At 44.1% G+C, this 22,882-nt stretch carries 17 protein-coding genes; 4 read left to right on the top strand and 13 right to left on the bottom strand.

The window, feature by feature from the left end; all coding sequences use genetic code 11:
- Positions 1-2 precede the first annotated feature (2 nt).
- The 8 genes from Q0307_RS16270 to phaC all read right to left on the bottom strand — a co-directional run bounded on the left by Q0307_RS16270 (position 3) and on the right by phaC (position 12,094).
- Positions 3-1,775 carry a trypsin-like peptidase domain-containing protein gene (locus Q0307_RS16270; protein WP_298662005.1) on the bottom strand — a complete coding sequence of 591 codons (1,773 nt, stop codon included), beginning with the start codon at positions 1,773-1,775 and terminating at the stop codon, positions 3-5.
- On the bottom strand, positions 1,772-3,121 hold the full coding sequence (locus Q0307_RS16265; protein WP_298662003.1) for an IPTL-CTERM sorting domain-containing protein: 1,350 nt from the start codon (positions 3,119-3,121) through the stop codon (positions 1,772-1,774). Before Q0307_RS16265 ends, Q0307_RS16270 begins: the two co-directional genes overlap by 4 nt.
- Positions 3,122-3,233: 112 nt before the next feature.
- Entirely contained in the window at positions 3,234-5,030 is a 1,797-nt protein-coding gene (locus Q0307_RS16260; protein WP_298662001.1) for an ATP-binding cassette domain-containing protein, read from the bottom strand.
- A gap of 34 nt (positions 5,031-5,064) precedes the next feature.
- Entirely contained in the window at positions 5,065-5,943 is an 879-nt protein-coding gene (locus tag Q0307_RS16255; protein WP_298661999.1) for a hypothetical protein, read from the bottom strand.
- Positions 5,944-6,030: 87 nt separating this feature from the next.
- Entirely contained in the window at positions 6,031-6,429 is a 399-nt protein-coding gene (locus tag Q0307_RS16250; protein ID WP_298661998.1) for a hypothetical protein, read from the bottom strand.
- 84 nt (positions 6,430-6,513) lie between these two features.
- On the bottom strand, positions 6,514-9,747 hold the full coding sequence (locus Q0307_RS16245; RefSeq protein ID WP_298661996.1) for a putative inorganic carbon transporter subunit DabA: 3,234 nt from the start codon (positions 9,745-9,747) through the stop codon (positions 6,514-6,516).
- Between the two features lie 126 nt (positions 9,748-9,873).
- On the bottom strand, positions 9,874-10,293 hold the full coding sequence (locus Q0307_RS16240) for a thioesterase family protein (protein ID WP_298661994.1): 420 nt from the start codon (positions 10,291-10,293) through the stop codon (positions 9,874-9,876).
- Position 10,294: 1 nt separating this feature from the next.
- A complete protein-coding gene (phaC, locus tag Q0307_RS16235) occupies positions 10,295-12,094 on the bottom strand; it encodes a class I poly(R)-hydroxyalkanoic acid synthase (RefSeq protein ID WP_298661992.1) in 1,800 nt (599 codons plus the stop codon).
- Positions 12,095-12,351: 257 nt separating this feature from the next.
- Here phaC and speA point away from each other — a divergent pair, with 257 nt between their 5' ends.
- From speA to Q0307_RS16215, 4 genes are read left to right on the top strand one after another with little or no spacing between them, the layout of a single operon-like run.
- A complete protein-coding gene (gene speA / locus Q0307_RS16230; protein WP_298661990.1) occupies positions 12,352-14,250 on the top strand; it encodes a biosynthetic arginine decarboxylase in 1,899 nt (632 codons plus the stop codon).
- Between the two features lie 20 nt (positions 14,251-14,270).
- Positions 14,271-14,948 (top strand): hypothetical protein, encoded by a 678-nt coding sequence (locus Q0307_RS16225; RefSeq protein WP_298661989.1) that lies wholly within the window; start codon positions 14,271-14,273, stop codon positions 14,946-14,948.
- Positions 14,949-14,960: 12 nt separating this feature from the next.
- Positions 14,961-15,206: a YcgL domain-containing protein gene (locus Q0307_RS16220; RefSeq protein WP_298661987.1), complete on the top strand. Its 246-nt coding sequence runs from the start codon at positions 14,961-14,963 to the stop codon at positions 15,204-15,206.
- 1 nt (position 15,207) lies between these two features.
- Positions 15,208-15,741: a gamma carbonic anhydrase family protein gene (locus tag Q0307_RS16215; protein WP_298661985.1), complete on the top strand. Its 534-nt coding sequence runs from the start codon at positions 15,208-15,210 to the stop codon at positions 15,739-15,741.
- Positions 15,742-15,757: 16 nt separating this feature from the next.
- On the opposite strand, the gene Q0307_RS16210 is transcribed toward Q0307_RS16215, so the two are convergent.
- From Q0307_RS16210 to recF, 5 genes are all read right to left on the bottom strand, one after another.
- Positions 15,758-16,537, bottom strand: a complete 780-nt coding sequence (locus Q0307_RS16210; protein WP_298661984.1) for a hypothetical protein — start codon at positions 16,535-16,537, stop codon at positions 15,758-15,760.
- A gap of 259 nt (positions 16,538-16,796) precedes the next feature.
- Positions 16,797-17,261, bottom strand: a complete 465-nt coding sequence (locus Q0307_RS16205; protein WP_298661983.1) for a hypothetical protein — start codon at positions 17,259-17,261, stop codon at positions 16,797-16,799.
- Positions 17,258-19,294 carry a M3 family metallopeptidase gene (locus Q0307_RS16200; RefSeq protein WP_298661982.1) on the bottom strand — a complete coding sequence of 679 codons (2,037 nt, stop codon included), beginning with the start codon at positions 19,292-19,294 and terminating at the stop codon, positions 17,258-17,260. The genes Q0307_RS16205 and Q0307_RS16200 overlap by 4 nt, the downstream gene beginning before the upstream one ends.
- A gap of 53 nt (positions 19,295-19,347) precedes the next feature.
- Positions 19,348-21,762, bottom strand: a complete 2,415-nt coding sequence (gene gyrB, locus Q0307_RS16195; protein ID WP_298661979.1) for a DNA topoisomerase (ATP-hydrolyzing) subunit B — start codon at positions 21,760-21,762, stop codon at positions 19,348-19,350.
- An 8-nt stretch (positions 21,763-21,770) separates the two neighbouring features.
- The gene (gene recF / locus Q0307_RS16190; RefSeq protein WP_298661977.1) at positions 21,771-22,880 is read right to left on the bottom strand and encodes a DNA replication/repair protein RecF; all 1,110 of its coding nucleotides are present in this window, start codon (positions 22,878-22,880) and stop codon (positions 21,771-21,773) included.
- Positions 22,881-22,882: the final 2 nt, after the last annotated feature.

Below are 22,882 nucleotides of genomic sequence, written 5' to 3'. Positions count from 1 at the left end.
GCTCAAAATAAAATTGTCTCAATGTATTGTTTAATCTCCGTAGCGGTTTTTCTTTTAGAATGAGTAAAATCAAACTCCCCAATTAACGCAGCCTCTGTTAACCCTGCTAGATAGCGAATCATTAGCACTCCATCTTTGTTCGCCTCCAACAAACCATCTCCATCCAAATCTAAGGTGGGTTTCATTAAATCGAGTTTAGTTTCAAGCTGAGCGAAGTTTATTGTAGCAGTTGTAAGATTATTAGTTAGCTCAACCCCATGTTTACCCGCTAAATAGCGCGCCATAATTATACCATCTACTAAAGCAGTTAACGGCTGATTAGGATTCACCAAGCTGGTTACTGTACCACCGGTAGCCTCCAGCCAAGTCGTCACATACGGATGAAAACGCTCCAAGCGCGTATATTCATCGGGCGCGTTGGGCGTAGCACAACTGGATGCACCCCCGACTAAAGTACCTTTCAAATAGGGTACGCCATTGATAGTCGTCCATAAACCCGAACCACTGCTGCCCTGTGCTGTAATCCCTTGAGTCCAAGCCACTTGCGTAAAACTACCGGCTGGATCTTTAGTTACTATAAAACCGCTAGTGGTAGAACTCATATTCGCATAGCTTACAAAATTGCCTTGGCTGAATTGCTTGGGATAACCCAAACCATGGTGAATGCCTACAACGGGAGCACTCATGGCTAAACTGTTTAAAGTCCAGCCTGATAACATAACCCCTATTGGTGGTGAGCTTCGCAAGCGTACTAAACTACTATCCAACTCAGTGCGGTAAGCTAATAAATCAGCACCCCCTGTCGTACGTGCCCAAGATGCATTACCTGAACCACAGCTTGTTTCTTGATGAAACCAGTAAAAATCCATGCTGGCCGCTAAAACTGCATCATTGATACAGTGCGCCGCCGTAATAAAATACGGTATTTGCGTGCCAGTATCTTTATCTACCAGCAGTGTACCGGTACATAGAAAACTGCTACCTGTACTATTCGTAAAAATATAACGTGCCACAGCTTGAGCAGTCGGCTGCCAAGTTGACGAGGCACAAGCCATGCTCACATCACAACTAGAAAACTTTAAAACAGATTCATCGGCCAACTTAAATTGGGATGTTTGAAAGTCATAGTCAATATGTGAAATTTGTGGAACACTTAATTGAATCTGTCCTACATCAACACCATCAGGCGCAAATACTTCTAAACCTACTTGGCTACCGGTAAGCGTGGGCGTCCATAGTTCTAACTGCTTGGAGCCTTCCAGCGCTTTAAAATCACTAACTTGATAAACCCCATAAATCTCATCAGCGTGCATGGGAGCAAAGACACGTAGTTCTACGCCAGTGGGTAAGGCCTGCTCAAGCTGAATTAAAGCGCGCAAATTCGCGGCAGCTTCCGAGCTAATAATAAATTGCGCAGCTTGCCCGCCTAGTACTGGCTGCCAGACCCAATCTTTTAAAGTGGGGAGTGCGGGAACAGTGCGCTCAATGCCAATTTTTAAGGCTCTATATCGCGTATCTTGCTGAGTTAGTCCACTCAACTCGGTTGAACTAGGTTTACCCAAATGCATGGACTGCGCAGGGAAAAGTAGTGCACTTAAACCACGCTGCGCAGGGTTTAAGCTAGTCAATTTAAGTTGCGCTTGATTAGCAGATGAGGCATAGGGTGCTGGCTGATAAATTTCAGATTCTACTAACTCATCCGCTTGGCTGGGATTACTGAAGCTAAGTAGAGTGCTTAAACTTAATCCTAAAACCTGCAAAATAATTTTCTTCATGCTTTGGCCCTTAGCTTTAAATGCTGATACAACCTCAGTTGCATAAGAGCTAATAGGCCTAAACAAGCACTTAATAACATTAGCATCAACTGACTTAAACTTGGGATAGCTTGAGCTTTACCCTCATCCAAGGCTAAATTTGTATTATTTAAAGCCTCATCATCTAGAAGTGTTATATCTAAATTGTTGAGATCAGCTAATTGATAAAGAGGATTCGCTTGTAAACTAATTTTTAGAGTTTCTTGTTGTTCTTGCTGAGTATCATTGAATAAATTTAAGACGAAATTAGTTCGGGTTTGTCCAGCAGGAATAAGGATTGAGTTGGGTAGAGCTTGATAATCGCTACCCATAGTCGCTGAACCACTGGTTTGCAAATCAATAGTTAGCGCCTGACTGAGATCGGTAGTTTGGCGAGCTAGAGTAAGATTAAGGCTAGTATCTATGCCTTCGATCACTTGTGTTTTAGCACTAGTCAGCATGACCATTGGTAGAGAACTAACACTCGCATCCTGCAAAATCGCACTGGCTTGAGTGCTACTAGCTAACTGATAGTTGCTATTGGCCTGTAAATTTAGAGTGATTGATTCATCCGCTTCCATTGATCCATCTACAAGCGGTGTCACTAAAATACTAGCTTGTTGGCTACCGGCTGGAATCATCACGCTACCGGTTAAAGACGCGTAATCACTGCCCGCTGTAGCTGTACCAGCTAGCTGATAATTCACCTTCAGATTGCCGCACTCTAGTGGCAAGGCGGCAGCAAGACTCACTTGAAAACTAGCGGTGTTTGCATTCTTTTCATTAGCAATAGCATCAGTCACGCTGATAGACACCACTGGTTTAGCACAAATTACTACAGGACTTGTTTGAAAACTCGTATTTTTTGCTGTACTTGCTGCCGTCAAGCGCACTACAGATGAACCAGCAAAACCCGCCTTTGTTCTAAAGCTGCTGCTGAGTAAATTTAAGGGTATTTTACCCGTACCCGGCCAAGCAGCATTAACATCAACCCAAACGAGAACCCAGTATTTATCAGTATTTAGATCACCATCCAAATTTTGCGTATCGTCACTGAGCACACCCAGAGGTTGTAATTGGCTTGTGTAAGGGGTTTGGCTAGTAAAATCTAAGGCCATAGAGTTGTAGTGTATGCGTAAGGCTAAACCAGCGGTGTTTTCAGTTTCAGGACTGGTAACGGTATAGGTCAGATTCACTGGAATAGTGCTTAGGCCATCAGCAAACTGTATAGGCACGGTAGGTTGCACAGACTGAGCTGCTTGCGTATGAGAAGCAACTAGCCAACTGAGACTAGCTAATAAGCACAGAAGGGGCTTGAGCTGATTCATGCCTAAGTGTTGTTATTAATAAGTAAAGGGCTTAAACCAAATTAACAAAAGCCTCTCTTAGACACAATTAATTATTGATATGAAAACAGAAAAACGATGAGCGGTGGCTTACTTAAGCGTTTTCCAAAGCTTCCCAACGAGCAAACGCTATTTCGAGTTGTATTTCTACTTGCGCCAGCTCTTGTTGTTTTGTGGTAATTTTTGCTGCATCCTGCTGATAAAACTCCGCAGTTCCCATGGTTGCTTGTAATTCAGCCATTTGTGTTTCCAGTTGCTCAATCCATTGCGGTAATTGCTCAAGCTCACGTTGTTCTTTGTAACTCAGCTTCTTAGCTTTTACAGTTGATTTAGTGTCTTCTTTACTAAGCCCATTAGCTTTGGAAGCTGATTTTTCCGTAGGTTTTTCAGTCAACGGCTCAGGGCGTTGCATGAGCCAATCATCATAACCACCTGCGTATTCACAGAGCGAATCATTTTCAAACACAAGGCTACGCGTCACCACTGCATTTAGGAAGCTACGGTCATGCGAGATCAAAATTAACGTACCTGCATAATCAATCAATAGTTCTTCGAGAAGTTCTAAAGTTTCCGCATCTAAATCATTGGTGGGCTCGTCAAGCACTAGAAGATTGGAAGGCTGAGCGAACAATCGGGCTAATAATAGACGGTTACGCTCCCCCCCCGACAAAACTTTAACGGGCTTTTGAATCTGCAAAGGCGTGAATAGAAAATCTTGCAGATAACTAATCACATGTTTGCGTTGACCATTGATCTCCACAAAATCAGAACCGGGAGCAATATTCTCACGTAGATTCTTCTCATCCTCAAATTGTGACCGGTGCTGGTCAAAATAAACAATCTGTAAATTAGTTCCTTGCTTAATTTCACCAGTTTGGGGAGTTAGCTCACCCAGCAGCAGTTTAATTAAGGTGGTTTTACCCACCCCATTCGAGCCAATAATACCGATTTTATCGCCACGTAAAATGGTGGTGCTAAAGTTCTTGATTAAAACTTGTTGTTCAAAACCATAACTGATTTGCTTAGCTTCTAAGACCACCTTACCCGAAGCTTCTGCTTGACCGATTTGAGCTTGAACCTTGCCTTGTAGATTACGTCGTTGCCGGTATTCTTCGCGCATCGCCTCTAAGCGTCTGACACGACCTTCATTCCGTGTCCGACGCGCTTTAATCCCTTGGCGAATCCAAACCTCTTCTTCCGCTAAACGCTTATCAAACAGAGCGGATTGTTGAGCCTCAGCATCCAAAGCCGCTTGTTTATTCTCGACATATTTATCGAAATTACCCGTCCAACTGCTTAAGCGCCCACGATCTAGCTCAATAATGCGGGTTGCTAATTTACGCACAAAAGCCCGATCATGGCTAACAAAAAGTAGCGTGGCTTTGTAGTTAAGTAGGAAGTTTTCCAACCATTCAATCGCTGGAATATCTAAATGATTGGTTGGTTCATCCAATAGCAAAAGATCAGGATTAGCAACTAACGCACGGGCTAATAAGGCACGCCGCTTCCAACCACCGGATAAATCATCAAAAGCTTGCTCGCCGTCTAAGTTTAAACGGCTTAAAACCGCCTCGATTTGCCATTGTGTTTGCCACTCTTCTTCAGCGTGCAAATTGCCTAAACCAGCCGCGACAATCTCAAATACTTTGGCGCTGCTACCATGCGGCACATCTTGCTGCAAACGAGCAATTTTTAAATCAGGAGAGTGGATAATTTCACCATCATCCGCTAGCACCTCACGGCACAAGAGCTTCATCAGCGTCGATTTACCCGTACCGTTACGCCCCACTAGACATAAGCGTTCGCCTGCTTCGATTTGCAGCTCAATGCCGTCGAACAAACGATTATCCCCGTTTTCGAGGTGAATATTGCGTAGATGTAATAATGCCATGCTGACAGATTATCTCAGCTCGTTTTTCACCTGACTAGGCCAGTGTGGGATTATTTTCTTGGGTTGCTGTAATCAAATTCACAGTATGCATACTCAATAAGTGCTGATGTACCTCGTGACTATGCTGACGCAGTGCAGCTAAGGAACAACGTAGAGCTAAAACTTGCTGCTGTGCCACATCTAATTCGTTCATTTCCCACAAGATAGGTTTAGGCTTTTCCTCAACCACTGCCTCAAGTGTAACGAGTGGCACAATATTTTCACGGAAGAGTTTCTCCAGATCTATGCAACCTTGTTTGTAAGCTACTGGATTTTTTAAGCGCAACTCTTCGCGCAAATAGAGGCGAATCCGCTCAGGTACTAACAACAGATCATGATGCCCCGCAATAGGCTGTTCCAGCAGGTTTAAACGCCGCAGGTTTTCAACCACCCAATGCCAATGATCCTCATTCAGACGACCGAGTGGTGCCAAAAAACGCACATAATCATCCCGCCGACTTAACCAACGCTCGACAAAAGTTGAGCGGAAAATAAGCTTCATGGGCAATTGAGGTACTGGCTGATCACTTAAACTTACGAGATACAGCAAACTCATATCAGAAGCACCGGCTAACTTCATTTCAAAAGCAGCTAATAGGCGACGCAGTGCACGTCCTGTGGGACGCTGATCGAAGAGGATAGGGATACTTTCTAAACCATTTAAACGTCCTGCATACCAACGACGCAAATAGGTACTCAACAAGCGTAAAGTCAAAGGATCGTTATCAAAATTTTGTGCGACTTGCTCTAATTTAGCTAAATCGCCTTTAATGCCCTGCTCTAATAAAAAACGCCCACCCTCAAATACTTGCGCTTGTGGCAAAGGAGTAGAGAGATTGTTTACATCCTTATCAAGAATTGGATTGCCAGACATATAAGCCCCCGTGTTTAGACCCTAAGCCCTAGGTCTTTGATATATTTATACAAACACCTTAAGAGTTATTTTCCAGCAGGTCAATAGCTATTCAGTTTTTAAGGAGGTTTCGGGCACTAGCTCTTCCGCACCGGGCAACGGTTTTTCTACCAGTTCATTCGCAATTAAGGCTTCCGGATGACTTATAGTTTCATCCACAGGTTGCTCAGCAGGCTCTGCTGAAGGACTCGCCGTCGTTTCCATATCTGAGAGGTCGATGGTCATACTAGCCAAACAATCTTGGATACTGCTATCACGCGCAGCATCCTGCAAACCTTCATCCTCAGCATAGCTCTCACACAATTCTTGCATGAGTTTGTTACTATCTGCATCTACCGGCGCTTCTGCAGCCATGGCATCCTGTACTGGCAAAAGACTATTGGTATCGGCTAGTGCTAGATTCGCCACTAAACCTACAGATCCAAGTAATAACATGATCGGTTTCATCTTAATCTAGAGCCTCCATAAGGTCTTAGCTTGATTGCTTCCCTAAACCAATTATGGACTCAGTGTGAATGGAATAGTTCCAATCTAAGCAGCGACACTCATAATTCGGGCGGGTGGTAAATAATCACGCTTGCCGAAATACCAGTCCAACGAACTGTGCGTCACTGGTAAAGGCAGAGGAATATCCTCCCATTTTATCAGACCTTTATGGGGAATAAATTCATAGAGTAGATTAGTTTTAGGGTCTTTTACCGCCAACTGCAACCATTCATTGTCCAAGAGCTGCCTTAAATAAGCTTGGCGCTGATAAATAGCGCTGACTGTTTCCACCAGAGCTTCCACCACCACTAATAAGCGCATGGGCTCATGCAATTCAGTCATCTGCTGGGCGAGGCCGGTACGTAAATCACTGGCAGTACCCTCCATGACCCCAAAGCCCCCGACCAAATTATGCAGTACCTTACTCCCTGAACCCAAATAGCCATTTTGAATCCGCGAAAAATAGTAATCGAGCGCGATACCGACTCCGACTACACCATTCCCTAGCAATTGCCCCTCTAATAAATGCCCCTCTGGATCTTGAGCATAATCATAAGAGATCAAGAAGGAGCGTCGATCCCAAAAACGTTGTTGGCTCATACTACGCTTAGCAATAAACGCAACTGCACAACCTTGATGACCCAGCTCTGCCCGTGCTTGGTCAGGGGAGGCAGCACGAGCTTGCACATGCTGGAATGCTTGCGCTGGGGTGAGGGTTAAAGGGGCGGTTGCAAACTTACGACAACGTTCATGGGCAAAGGCTTGTGAGGCTTTAGTAAGTTGTGCTTGCAGATAAGCAAATTCAGCTTGATGGCTAGCAGGAATTAAATCGGTGTCAAACCAACTAATTTCATCACTGGTAGTATCATGCTCAGCCGCGACAAACCAGCATTCGGGTGGAATATGTATTTGATGCCTAAGAGCTAAAGCAGTTCTTACTTCTGGATCATTAATACTGCCGACGAACGCTCGTGCGTTAGGCCCGCCAAAACGTCCACTACAAGCACCACATCCATAGGCTAACAAGTGGGGATTATTTAGATGCTGCGCGCGATGTGCCAACAAACAAACTAAGCGCGAAAAATCTTGTGTAAAGCCAGCTGCTTTAATAAAAGCAGCAATCTTTTCAATCTTTTCTGCCAAACTCAAGCCGAGTTGCATCGAAGCAGGATTGATTGCTTTAGATTCAGGGGCTGTATATTGCACACGCAACTGAACCGGTTTTAACACTTGCTGGCTCAGCTTTTGAGTGAATTGTTGATAGCGCCCTGCGGCTAAGTTACGCCCTATCAATTCGCTGAGTGCAAAACTACTCATCAGCGGCAAGCTAAAAAAAGTTTTCAAGCCATCTTGACGCAACGCATGACTTTTAAATAATTTTATCCACGCTAACCAACTCATTTTTTTGCGATAGTTTTCAATCGCAGCTGATGCTTCATTTACATCAGGCACTTCCCGAAACTCATGCACTGCTGTTACTACTGGCTGTGCTAATTTAAGTGTTTTTGGATTATTGAAACTTCGCCAATTATTTGGCAGGCCAAATACACCAGCGACTCCCACCGTGACAAAACGTGGCTCAATTTCCTCTAGATGACGACGCATGGCTTCTTCACGATCATCCATACAAAATAGGATGTGTGCTAGAGTTTTTTTCGGTAAATTGAGTTGGAGCGGACTCATCAAAGCATTAAAAACTTGCAAGCGATAATGCCGCTCATAAGCCCGTAACCACAAATGACCACGCCGAGTTGGATCATCTAGGGCTTGCATTAACAGGCCTACATGCCCAATTTGTTCGCGCGTTACTTGTGACAGTTGCTGGGCGCTAAGACCTAAATATTGAGACAATACAAACATGCGCCATACGACTTGGTACATGTCCATGCGTACCGGTAGGGTAGTACCTGCTGCCAACTTCCAAGTCATAATCATATGCGCGAGTTGATGCCATTCGGTACTTGATACTTCATCCCCAATCCCATTCAAGACCCCTGAAGCGAGCATTTGTAGATGTTCAGGGAGGCGAGCTTGCCATGCATAGAAACGCACTAATAATTCAGACAGATTGTGATTAAAGTAACCACGCAACTCTGGCAAAGAGGCTTCAATATTCCAATGCTCACGCGTAACCTTACGGCAATGCAGATGCTCTAGAACTAAGCGTACCGCTAAATAATCAGCCATCACGATGGAATTAGTTTGCTCTCCATAATTAGGATGCTGTGCTCGCCAATTCACCATCCCTGACCAACCCGGAATTTCTAAGGCTAAGCTGCGTAAATAAGCGCCCCAATTTTCGCGTGCTATACCAATACGCATCAGCTCTGTACGAATGATCACTAGAGGATTATCGTCTAAAGAAATAATGTAATCATGCCAAGGATCTAGCTCACTAAATCCGGGAAAATGATCATTTAATGCTAATTGCTTCCAATAGCTCAAAAAGCTCTGCGGTTTCTCCGTCAAGCCTGATAATTCTAGGTCTAACCATTGCCCTAATTGGCGAAACAATAAAGGGCAAAGCTCATGCAATACGTCCTCACCGGTCAGGCTTTTTAAAAACCCGCGCAAGGTAGTCACTGACCCTACTTGATTAATTAAACGCTGCAAGCGTTCATGCCCTGCATGCTGTACCTGCTGCTCCATGTCCGCTTCATCCAGATGGGCGATTTCCTTAATTTCCTGCCAAAGATGACTTAAGTTACTCACACTTAAATAAGTAACCGCTTCAGGATGGGTAAAATCCTCGTGCACGTCTAAAATATCTAAGGTGGCTTGCCATAAATCGTTTAACGCTTGGTGCGTTTGACTTACGTCTAAACCAGCAGACTTTAATAAGCGTTGCTGGCTTTGTTGTGACACCTCTGTTTGGAATTGTTCGAGGGCTTGCTCCTCTTCAATCTTCCAGCGCACTTGGCGATAACTCAGTTTCTTAATCGGGTGTAGAAGCATCAGTTGACTAAGCTCGCGTGTTGTCCAGCCCGCTACTAACCCTTTATTAGCGCTTAAATCTGTCTCGGTACTCAGAACAGCTTGTAGATCATCATCCGTAATCCGCCCTTGTTCATAAAAGCGCTTATATTCGTTTTGGCTCAGATAACCTAGTGCACCGGTACGCTGATAGACCTGTTTAAGCGCAGTCGCAAAGGGTAACTGTTCATAGTGCATAAGCGGATTAAAATGCACAAAATCAGGTAAGGGGGCTTGAATCGGTAGGACTGTCGCCAAGGCATCAATTTGCTGTTGGAGATAATGATGCTGCGCGTGAATATCCATACAACCCCAGAGACTTAGGTTAAAAGAGGAATATGATCACTAATTAGTTCTGAGGGTCAAGCCTCTCAAAAGAAGAGGGGTTGCGCTTAAACCAGTAAATAAGCTGGCTTAAGCGCTAGATTTAGTTTAGCCAATCACTGCTTTAACAATATGTTCAGGCAGGGGCGCTGATTTACCACTTCGCCGATCCATCCATACCACTTTGGCATAACCTTCACTGGCTATTTGCTCTGGCTCAGATAAAGCAAAGACCTCATACCAAGTCATAAAACTAGAGCGCCCCATTTCACCCGCATAGCAGTCAATACGCACACTATCTGGATAAGTAATGGGTTTGAGGAAAGTGCAACCTACATTGATGACTACAGTGGCAAAATCCCCCTCAGTGATTTGATTACCCAGCATCGCAACCAGCATTTGTACCCGCGCTTCCTCAAGATAGCGCAGATACATAGCATTATTCACATGCCCAAAAGCATCCATATCCCCCCAACGCACGGGTAAGGTACAGCTATAGACTAAACGACGATCAGTAGTGTCACCCATCTTAGCTAGCCTTAACACGCACATAATTGCCGGGGGCATCACTAAGGATAGCCAACTTGCCAGAGCCGGGGATACGCGCCTCGTTCTCCCCACCCGCATATTGTGAGATCCACTGATCCCAATCATGCCACCAAGATTTTTTCACTAGCAGCGCTTCTTTGAACCACTCTTCAGAAGAGGCTGGCAGTTGTTCGTTCACCCAATGGCCGTATTTATCGGTTGAAGCTGGATTAATAATTCCCGCAATATGCCCCGATTGACCCAAGACAAAGCGTACTGGGCCAGCAAAAAGCTGAGCACCATCATAAGTACTCCGCCAAGGCGCAATATGATCATCATAAGCAGACACAAAATATACTGGCGCTTTCACCTTTGTTAAATCCAAGGGCGTGTTGAGCAGCTTAATCCCATTGGGTTGGCAAAGTTTATTTTCCAGGTACATATTACGTAGATAGAAGCTATGCATCGCCGCTGGCATGCGAGTACTATCCGAGTTCCAGAATAATAAATCAAAGGGCATCGGGTCTTTACCCAATAAATACAGATTCACAAAAAAAGACCAAATCAGATCATTAGCCCGCAACATATTGAAGGCAGAGCCCATATTCTTACCGTCTAAATAACCACCATTTTCCTCCATGCGCTGTTCTAAAGCCGTGACTTGTGGCTCATCGAGGAACACACCAATCTCACCCGGCTCAGAGAAATCTAGTAAGGTCGTAAAGAAAGTAGCACTTTTGACACGATCATCATTATTCGCTGTCAACCAAGCTAAAGTTGCCCCTGTTAAAGTTCCACCTAAGCAATAACCTGCTACATTCACTTCACGTTCGCCAGTCGCAGCTTCAATCGCATCTAGAGCGGCTAAGGTGCCAGATTTCAAATAATCATCAAAACTTAAATTGCGTTGTGCCGAACCCGGATTTGCCCAAGAAATAATAAACACGGTATGACCCTGATCAACTGCCCATTTTACAAAGGAGTTTTGCTCACGCAGGTCGAGAATATAAAACTTGTTGATCCATGGTGGAACCACTAAGAGTGGGCGTTTACGGACTTTCTCGGTACTAGGACTGTATTGAATCAACTCCATCAAATCATTGCGGAACACTACTTTACCGGGAGTAGTGGCAATATCTTTGCCTAACTCAAAGGCTTTCATATCCGTCATACGGATCCGTAATTCGCCGTCTTGGAAATCATTTAACAGATTTTCCATACCCTTCACTAAATTAGCACCTTGGGTGTCATATACCATCTTCCATACTTGTGGATTGGTAGCGGCATAATTATTAGGTGAGAGTGCATCAACTAAGCTATTTAAAAAAAACACGGCTTTTTTAGCTTCGTGCTCTGGCAATCCCTCCGTGAGATTAATTAAACTTTTGCAATAATCAGCCAGATTCAAATAAGACTGCATTAAAGTTTCGCCGACTGGATTTTCACGCCAAGCAGGATCTTTGAAGCGACGATCTTTCACACTTGTTTCATCACTAATACTTACACCGGAAAAACCCAGCATACGCATACCCATTCTTTGTCCGAGCTGTGACTGATCTTGCAAAAACTGGTAATTGGCTTGCGCAATCGCAAAAGGATGCCAGACTAAATTAGCGGCCCAACGCAGCGCTGAATTTTGGAAAGCCATATCCCCCGCAGAAATGCGTGGTTTAGCTTTTAGAGCAGCCCCCGTAGCGCGCAGTAAAAACTGCTGCCAAAGTCCAAAAGCTTTATTGAGATTAGTTTGTAGTTCTAGAGGATCAAATTGATCGGTGGTTTCAACATCGAAGGGTTTGCCCATAAGTATCGTCCTATCCGTTAGCTTGGCCCTGAAAAGCAGCAGAGGAGGTGAGGTTTGTGCGTCTGTTGCACAGGATAAGCCAGCATCATAAGCATTTTGATGCTTAGCACAAGATGTTTTTCTGCAAAAATACCGGGGGCTTGGTAACAAGTTTTGCTTTGGAAACCTTAGAGCAAATAACGAAGATAGCCTCTAAGAGGCTTTGCGAGTATTCTGCGCAAATTGCAGCAAATAATTTCAAACTTAGCAGGATTAATATGCGTACAGACAGCACTTGGAATCTGGATTCTGCCCGCCAGCTTTATCGAATTCGTAATTGGGGCAATGGTTATTTTGATATTAATGACCAAGGTCATGTGGCCATGTGCTTGCCGCACAGTCAGCAACAAGTGGATTTGTATGCATTCGCTCAGCGTGTTAACCAAGAAAATGGGATGCGCTTTCCCCTATTAGTACGCTTTGTGAATGTTTTACATGATCGCGTACAACGCCTACAAATTGCCTTCAATAAAGCGATTGCCGAATCAGGCCGCTCTAGCCGCTATACTGCTATTTACCCCATCAAGGTCAATCAACAGCGCAGCGTTGTACAGCAGATTCTAGCTGGAGGCAAACAGCAAGTGGGTTTAGAGGCTGGTAGTAAACCTGAGCTCATGGCCGTACTTGGCTCAGCACCAGAAGGCTGTACCATTGTCTGTAATGGTTACAAAGATCGCGAATATTTACGCCTTGCCCTGATCGGTCGGCAAATGGGGCATAAGATTTATATTGTGGTCGAAAAACCTTCTGAACTTGTAGAGACTCTAGAAGAAGCCGAAAAGCTACAAATCGAACCCTTGCTAGGGATTCGGGTACGCTTGTATTCATTAGGCAAAGGTAAATGGCAAAACACAGGTGGGGAGAAATCCAAATTTGGACTATCCGCAGCACAAGCACTGCATATGCTCGATACCCTCAAGCAAGCTGGTAAACTCGATTGCTTACAACTCTTGCATTTTCATATGGGTTCACAGATTGCAAATATTCAAGATATTCAACGCGGCATGCGTGAGGCGAGCCGCTATTTTGCAGAGTTACACCAACTCGGTGCGAATATTCGTGTTGTCGATGTAGGTGGTGGTTTGGGTGTCGATTACGAAGGCTCACGCTCGCGTAGTGAATGCTCCATCAATTATACCTTACAGGAATACGCAAACACGGTAGTACGCAGTGTTCTAGATGCCTGTGAAGATTATAATGTGCCCATGCCTGATTTTATTACCGAATCCGGACGTGGTATGACAGCCCATCATGCTGTGCTGATTACAAATGTAATTGATACTGATCCAGAACAACCTGAGCCAGTCCCAGTTATTCAAAAGCCACAAGAAGCAGACCCTACCATTCTGCATAATCTATATCGTTTACTCCAAAACTTAAATACCTTACCACCTTCTGAGATTTATCATGATGCAGCTTATTGGCTAGGAGAGGCTCATGGTTTGTATGCACATGGGGCAATTAACCTACAACAACGTGCCCAAGCCGAAAGCTTGCATCGGGCGATTAGTCAAAAATTGATTGCCAACCCTGAAATTTTTAATTCACTTGAAAGCGAAATTCAAGCCAATCTACGTGAGCGTTTAGCGGATAAATACTTCTGTAACTTCTCACTTTTCCAATCCATGCCAGATGCTTGGGCGATTGATCAAATCTTTCCAATTATGCCTTTGCATTGTCTGAATGAAGCACCAACGCGCCGCGTCACTTTGCAAGATTTAACCTGTGACTCAGATGGCACCATTGAGCGTTATGTCGAAAATGGACGCCTAGAAACCACTTTACCTCTGCATGCTCTGAAACCAGAAGACACCTACTTACTTGGCATCTTTATGGTGGGAGCTTACCAAGAAATCTTGGGCGATTTGCACAATTTATTCGGTGATACTGATTCCATCAATGTGGAACTGTTTCCTGATGGTAGCTATCAAATCAGTGAGCCAGAACGCGGCGATACGATTGATGAACTCTTACGTTCAATCCATTTTGAACCGAAAGATTTATTAGCACAATGCCGTAAGAAATTAGCGTCTGCCGTCGATAATACCGATCGTCAGAAAATGCTGCTGCGCGAAATTGAAGCAGGTTTAATCGGTTATACTTACTTAGAAGATTAAAAGTACTCAGAGGATTTGCTGTGGAGTATCTATTAATTATTGCGTTCGCAATAGGGCTATTGTTATTTTTAATAAGCTGGTTAAGGGTAATTATTGCCGGCTTTGCACACCACTTTTTGACCGGTGTTGTCGCGGTTATGCCTATCGCCAATATCCTAGTCTTACCTAGTGTGTGGCATCAAGTCTACGGTTGGGTCATGGCAGGTTTTATTGGTTTATTACTTGCTATTACGACTTGGTTTGCTGGAGCTGACAACCAAGTTTATCAATATGCGAAACAAGCTGGTATTCAACTTCCTTCTAAACAAGTAGCTGAGCCTGTTGCTACTGGCGAGCTACCTTTTCACCAAGAAACGGTCACTGTTAAATTACCTAACGTTAATCCTCAAGCAACGACTACTAGCTATACCGCTAACAACGACCCAAGCAAACCAGCGGCTCCTTTACCTACTGGCAAAGAATTACCTAAAACGGCTTTATTTAGCATGTCTTACAAATCGGTAGAACCTAGGGAGTTAATAGATTATCAGGGACAATATGTTCGCCTTACACAAAAAGATCGTCGGCAATATGAAGGTAAATTATTGGGTTCTGAAGCCGATGCTTTACGCATCGAGCGGCGAGTAAATGGTGGCTTGGTAGAGCATAAGGTTAGCTTTGCAGATATAATCTCTAGCGAAGTAATGACCCGCGAATAAAAGGACAGCCTAATGCAATGTTATGTTTACCGGAGTCGGCGTAAACAGCAGACTTATCTATTCCTACCGCAACGTGACGATTTTTCCCAAGTACCTGTTTCCTTATTAAAGTTGTTTGGAGAGGCTGAGTTCTCATTTGAATTTGAGCTTTCGTCTGAACGCAAAATGGTCTTAGCGGAAGCCAGTGAAGTAAAACGCAATATTCAAGAAAATGGCTTTTACTTGCAGCTACCTCCGGGTGAAGAAAAGGCTTGCTAAAATGACGATTAAAGCCTTTGAAGGCCATTACCCCCAAATTGATCCCACAGCTTGGATCGATGAATCAGCTTATGTTAGTGGCCGTGCAAGTTTAGGTGCAGGCTGCTCTGTTTGGCCGATGGTAGTGATTCGGGCGGATATTAACCCGATTAACATTGGTGAGCGCACCAATATTCAGGATGGTTCCATCTTGCATGTCACTCATGGTGGACCATTTACCACACCCGAAGGCCTTGCTTTAACTATTGGTGATGATGTGATTGTTGGGCATAAAGCCATTCTGCATGCCTGTACGATTGGCAATCGTTGTCTGATCGGGATGGGTGCGATTGTGATGGATGGGGCTGTTGTGCCCGATGAAACTATTATTGCCGCTGGTAGCCTAGTACCACCTGGCAAGCAACTTGAAAGTGGTTATTTATACGCAGGTAGCCCCGTCAAACAGTTCAGACCCATTACTGATAAAGAGCGAGCCTTTTTTACTTATTCTTCTGCTTACTACGTCAAATTAGCTCAACGCACAGCAGCTTCCTAAAGCTGCTGTTTTCTCTTTAATCCATTGCCAAAACAACTCGATTACTTGTATTTTCTTTTACCCAAAATTGTCGGCTGCGCACCCTTGAAGCATGGGTTGCTACCACTTCATAGTAACCAACAGGTATAGTAATACCTTGTGAGTGCTGGTGATAGCTACCTACATAATGGCGCTCACCTCTCTCTAGGCGAAAGACTAACCATTCCACTGGCCTAAATAAAGGTTGCTTGTTCTCCACAGCGATTAGGTTAACTTCTACTAAGGGAATATCCATATTTAGTACATTGATTTCGCCTGCTAGCACGTTCACTACTTGACGACGCTTCACACCACTCTGCGTAAGAGTAATCTCATAAAATCCATTTGGAACCCAAGTATCTACTTGCTGACTTGCTTTAAAGTTAAAACTAATATCGGGATAACTTACATTGGTGATCGACCAATCTGCTAAGTGATTGGCCGTAATGACTAGACGTCCAATATTGGCCTTAAAATAAGATTTAGTCCGTGTATCTGCTTTCACTGTTAATAGTTTAGTGGCAGTGAATTGACCAATACTAAGCTGTACTTGATAGTCACCTTGATCTAGTTGCACAACTTGCTCTTGCCCTTGTAGTTGCCGTACCGGTACGCCTTTGCGGTCATGAATCCGCCACTCAATAGCTTGTGTAGTTAACTCCATACCTGCTGGAATGTGAGCTTTTAAGAGCAAGTTTTTTTTATTTAATGAAGAGGTAAGCGTAGAAACAACTACCTTAGTTGAAGTAGATCCTGCATCAAAGATAATTAAATCCATTGCAGCATAACTAGCTAATGTGCTGCAACTTACACCCACATAGAAAATAACTCTAGAAAATTTAGTTAAATTGAGAGCATGGCAAAACCCGCCTGCGGCCATTATTTTTGTAATCATTAGTTGTGTGGGGTTTGTTGGTATAGCTTATCTAAGCGAATTTTCAGGCAAATAGCTACCAAAAACCGATGGGGAATCAGGTTTATAGGCTTGATGGTTTAAGCCTTGAAAACGGCTCAGGTAGGATTCAGATTAAGCTGAATTAGCGCTGAGTGACCAACTTAAAGCTGGCTTGATAAGCTTGCTGTGGCGCAGTTAAATTAGCAGTTACACGCCAGTGCATTTCAGATGTGCTACAAATGGGCAGGCTAAAGTTTCCTTGCCAGTCACTTTCATTTAGCTTGGCTAGCTGCACAGTTTGAAAGCCCATATACATATTTTCGCCTTCAATTTTAAGATTAGCACTTGCCAGATTATTTAAGCCCTGTAGCTGCATCCTCACCTGTACTGGCTTCATTAAAGGTACTGGTTGTGGAGTTAGCTCTAAACTGAGTTGAAACGGCGCTTTGCCTGCAGTACAGATACCTTTATTCAGTAAGCAAGTTTCGGGAGAGACGAGATAAATCGGAGTTGATAGGTTTGCTTGAGAAGGTAACCTGCCTTGTAAAGCAAGATACCCGCACACACCTAAGAGAAAAATAACTAAGAACAGAGCAAAAGACTTCAAGCCGCTTGCACCAAACCACTATGCCGTAGCAGCGCATCAATGTGTGGCTTGCGCCCACGAAAAGCGATGAAAGACTCCATCGCCGGACGTGAACCACCTGTTTGTAAAATCTCCTCTAAGAAAGCTTGCCCCACCTCAGCAGCAAACAAACCTTCTTCTTCAAAACGTGCATAGGCATCTGCTGAAAGTACTTCTGCCCATTTATAGCTGTAATAACCTGCTGCATAACCACCTGAAAAAATATGCGAGAAACTATGAGCCATCCGATTAAAAACAGGGGGCTGAACCACAGCTACTTGTTTTCGTACTTCTGATTGTATTTGCTCCAAACGCCTAGGTTCGGCTGCTTGTGGATCCATGTGTAAGCGCATATCAAATAAGGCAAATTCTAACTGCCGTACCATCGCCATAGCAGTTTGGAAGTGGCGTGCAGTTTGCATTTTATTGAATAAGTCTTTGGGTAGCGGTGCATCAGTTTGCCAATGCCCAGAAATCATATTGAGCACTTCAGGCTCCCAGCACCAATTTTCCATAAACTGGCTAGGTAGCTCGACAGCATCCCACTCCACACCATTGATCCCTGCAATATCCGGATAATCAACCTTAGTGAGCATGTGGTGCAAACCATGGCCAAACTCATGAAATAAGGTCACCACCTCATCATGGGTAAAGAGCGCTGGCTTATCACCTACTGGGGGAGTCCCATTGCAGGTCATAAAAGCGACCGGAATTTGTACGCCATCTTTGCGTTTAAACCGACCACAATAATCACTCATCCATGCTCCACCGCGTTTATGTTGGCGAGCATAAAGATCTAAATAGAACTCTGCACGTAAACTCCCATCCAGCTCATAAACTTGATAGAAAGTTACATCAGGATGCCAAACATCTACTGCAGTCGATTGCTGAATGCGCACACTATATAAACGCTCTACTAGACCAAATAGTCCCTGAATCACCTTATTCACTGGGAAATAAGGTTTTAAATCCTCATCCGTGAAGTCAAAGCGTGCTTCCTTCATTTTTTCACTGATATAGGTTACATCCCAAGCCTGTACATCATTAATGCCTAGCTGCTCTTGTGCAAAAACCTTTAGTTCAGCAAACTCCAGTTCTGCAAACGGTTTACAACGCTTAGCTAAGTCCTCTAGGAAATCGACGACTTCTTGGGTAGTGTCGGCCATTTTCATCGCTAAAGACACTTCTGCATAATTCGCAAAACCCAATAACTCGGCTTCTTCTTGGCGCAGTCTTAAGATATCACGCATCGTTTGGGTATTATCCCAAGCAGAATTAGTACCTAAATCCGAAGCGCGCGTCGTGTAAGCACGATAAAGCTCTGCTCTCAGCTCTCGATTGTCCGCATAGGCTACAACAGAATAATAGCTCGGAAAATCTAAGGTAAAGACCCAACCGTCTAGGTGACGCTGCTGTGCTGCTTGCTGAGCCATATCTAGCCCTGATTCAGGAATTCCTTTTAGCAGCGCTAAATCAGAAACCTGCTTAAACCAAGCATTGGTTGCATCCAAAATATTGTCAGAAAATTTTGAGCTTAAGCTGGAAAGCTGCTGACTTATTTCACGATAACGTTGCTTTTTATCCTCAGGTAAAGCGACACCACTTAAACGAAAGGAGAGTAAGCTTCTAGCTAAGGCATGTTTTTGGCTCAACTCCAAGTTTGGCTCAGCATCCGCTACCGCTTTAACGGCCTCATATAAGGCTTGGTTCTGCCCCATATCGGTGTGATAGTCACTTAATTTAGGCAAGCAGGCATTATAAGCTATACGTAAAGACTCAGTATTCGCCACTGCATTTAAGTGACTCACAGGCGACCATACACGCTCTAAACGATCACCTGCCTCATCTAAAGGGTAAATCAAATTATCCCAAGAGGCCTGCATAGGTGCTGCAAGGCGACTTGCTAACCATTCCCGATTATCTTTAAGCACTTGCTCCAAAGCTGGCTCTACATGTTCAGCTTGAATCGCACTAAATTGTGGTAGCCCGTCTGTTTGTAATAATGGATTATGCATACCTATACCTATCGGTTTACTTGTGCTAAACAATTCAATGTTTCACGTGGAACTTAAATATCTAAGTTTTCCACGGCTAGGGCATTCGTCTCAATGAACTCACGGCGCGGTTCTACTTGATCACCCATCAGTGTTGTAAAAATTTGATCCGCACCAATAACATCTTCAATCTTGACCTGCATCAGACGTCGGGCAGCAGGATTCATCGTGGTTTCCCAAAGCTGGTCAGGGTTCATTTCCCCCAAACCTTTATAGCGGCTAATAGTTAAACCACGATTCGCCTCACGCATTAGCCAATTAGCAACCGCATCAAAGCGCTGAACCTCCAGTTTGCGCTCACCACGTTGAATATAGGCACCAACAGCTAATAAACCATCCAGTTCTTGATTAACACGCATGAGTAGCTTTAATTCAGGGGTGGCGAATAGGCCTTGATCCAAGACTAACGCGTGATCTAAACCATGCTGCCGGCGACTCACCTCAATCGACCATTGCTTATCATCCTCTTTACAGAAAGCAACTTTATATAAACGCTCGCCATTCATCATCGTGTTTAAGCGGTCGATAGCATTTTTAAACCAAGTAAAATATTGGTCAGCGACTAACTCATCACTAGAAGCCAACATCGGCTCAAACAACAGACTAGTTAACACATCCTGATCATAGCGGCGGGCTAAACGCCCAATAATTTGTCTAGCTGAATTATATTGCTTTAATAAAGAGTCTAAGGCCTCGCCACTGATAGCTGGCGTATCGGCTGACAGATGTAACTGTGCTCCATCTAAAGCCAGTTGAATGAGATGATTTTCCATTTCATTTTCATCTTTGACATATTGCTCTTGCTTACCCCGCTTCACTTTGTAAAGCGGCGGCTGAGCAATATAAATATGTCCGCGCTCTACCAACTCCGGCATTTGCCGATAGAAGAAGGTGAGAAGCAAAGTACGAATATGTGAACCATCAACATCCGCATCCGTCATGATAATGACGCGATGATAACGCAATTTATCAGGATTATAATCTTCACGGCCAATGCCGCAGCCTAAAGCGGTGATTAGAGTTCCTACTTCTTGGGAAGCAAGCATCTTATCAAAGCGGGCTTTTTCCACATTAAGGATTTTGCCCTTTAACGGAAGAATCGCTTGAGTCCGGCGATCTCGACCTTGCTTGGCAGAGCCACCTGCAGAATCCCCTTCAACTAAGAATAATTCTGATAATGCTGGATCTTTCTCTTGGCAGTCCGCTAGTTTGCCCGGCAAACCAGCAATATCTAGAGCACCTTTGCGTCGAGTCATTTCACGTGCTTTACGCGCTGCTTCCCGTGCACGGGCGGCTTCAATCATTTTACCCGTAATAAGTTTAGCTTCTTGAGGACTCTCTAATAGAAAGGCACCCAAGCGTTCGTTCATCACCGCTTCGACTACGCTTTTTACTTCCGAGGAGACTAATTTATCCTTAGTTTGTGAAGAGAACTTAGGATCAGGTACCTTTACAGAAAGTACCGCCGTTAAACCTTCACGCGCATCATCACCGGTGGGGCTAATTTTTTCTTTTTTTGATAAGCCTTCAGTTTCGATATAGTTATTCAAGGTACGTGTTAGGGCTGCGCGGAAACCAGAAAGATGCGTGCCGCCATCACGTTGAGGAATATTATTGGTAAAGCAGTAAACATTTTCCTGATAGGAATCATTCCATTGCAAAGCAACTTCAACTCCAATCCCATCTTGTTCAGTAGAAAAATAAATAATACTTGGATTAATAGGGGTTTTGTTTTTATTTAAATGTGCCACAAAGGCTTGAATTCCACCCTCATAAGCAAAAATCTCTTCTCGACCTTCACCACGGCGATCTAGTAAACGAATTCGCACGCCAGAATTCAAGAAGGAAAGCTCACGTAAGCGCTTAGCTAGGATGTCGTAGTGAAATTCAGTTTGCGTAAAAATGGTATGGCTTGGCCAAAAACGCACTGAAGTCCCAGTACCTTCAGTATCACCAATCACTGCTAAAGGTGCAACAGGATCCCCCAGTTTGTAAATCTGTTGATGCAATTTACCGTTGCGACGAATAGTTAATTCAAGTTGCTCTGACAAAGCATTAACGACCGATACCCCGACGCCATGAAGCCCGCCAGACACTTTGTATGAATTATCATCAAATTTACCACCTGCATGTAGGATGGTCATGATCACCTCAGCCGCAGAGCGACCTTCTTCAGGATGGATATCTACTGGAATTCCGCGACCATCATCAGAGACTTTTACTGAACCATCACTAAAGATTTCTACTTTAATTTCTTTGCAATGTCCGGCTAGAGCTTCATCGATGGAGTTATCCACCACCTCGAACACCATATGATGCAAACCAGTACCATCATCCGTGTCACCAATATACATGCCAGGCCGTTTACGTACCGCTTCCAAGCCACGTAGTACTTTAATATTCGAGGAATCGTATTGGTTCTCGCTCATGACTAATCCTAAGTATTCAGCAGATGAATTTGACCTTGTTCCACGTGAAACAAGTGAGCATCTGTAGGTAGAAATTCGGGTAAAGGTTGACGTGTACCAGTGATAATCAATTGTTTCTGAGTTTTTTGTAAGACTTGAGCCAGTAGATATTGATTATCCACATCCAGTTCAGCAGCTAGATCATCAATCGCTATGATACCACGTTTTGCTTCGTTTGTGCTGATAGCCTCACTCTGTGCCAGTAATAGGGCAATGCCTAATAATTTCAGTTGCCCACGTGAGGCTCGACGCATAGCCGGCTCGCCATTGATTGTAATCAGCAAGTCGCCTCGGTGAGCACCATACAAGCTCATGCCATAACGCAGTTCTTGTTCTTGACGCGCTTGGTAAAAGCCCTGAAGAACTTGGAGATTAGTGGGATCCACTTGAGCTGGAAAACCGGTGTGTAGTTTTATCTGGATTTGACCGATTGATTGATACAGTAAGCTTACGGAATTCAGCGCTGCAATTAAAGCTTCCGTCGCCCTCAATCTAAACTGATAAAGTTTAGGCTGAGCTTGAATCAGTTGTTTAGTCCAATCAGTCAAAGCATAGCGCTGTTTCAAATCACGCAGACAAGCATTACGTTGCTTAAGAATACGCTGGTAATTTTTCCACTCTAACTGAAACTCAGCTTCACGATAAAACGCTAACCAGTCCAGCAAACTACGGCGCTGTACGGGTGATCCTGCAATTAGATCAAGACTATCAGGATGGATCAGCGTGAGAGGTAAATGGCTGCTCAACTCTGCCTGTTGGCTAACATCCACATGATTAATGCGAATCCGTGTTTGCCCATTACGTTGCTTAGCAATACCTAAGCGATAGCTAGTTTCTAGTACATCGTCAAGCAACCTGCCTGTCACTGTAATAGTCTCGGCCTGCTGATTAATTAAATCAGTTATTCGATGGGTGCGAAACGAACGCCCACGCGACAAAACACACAAAGCTTCTAGAAAGCTAGATTTCCCAGAACCATTCGCCCCTGTCAAAAAATTAACTGTCGGCGATAGATTGACAGCAGCCTGCTGAATTAACCGGCAATGTTGAATAGCAATATGTTGCAACCAAACAGACAAAA

Source organism: uncultured Thiothrix sp., assembly GCF_937873765.1.
Lineage (GTDB): Bacteria > Pseudomonadota > Gammaproteobacteria > Thiotrichales > Thiotrichaceae > Thiolinea.
The sequence above is the reverse complement of the archived record's forward strand: the minus strand, read 5'-3'. Positions and strand labels throughout refer to the sequence as shown.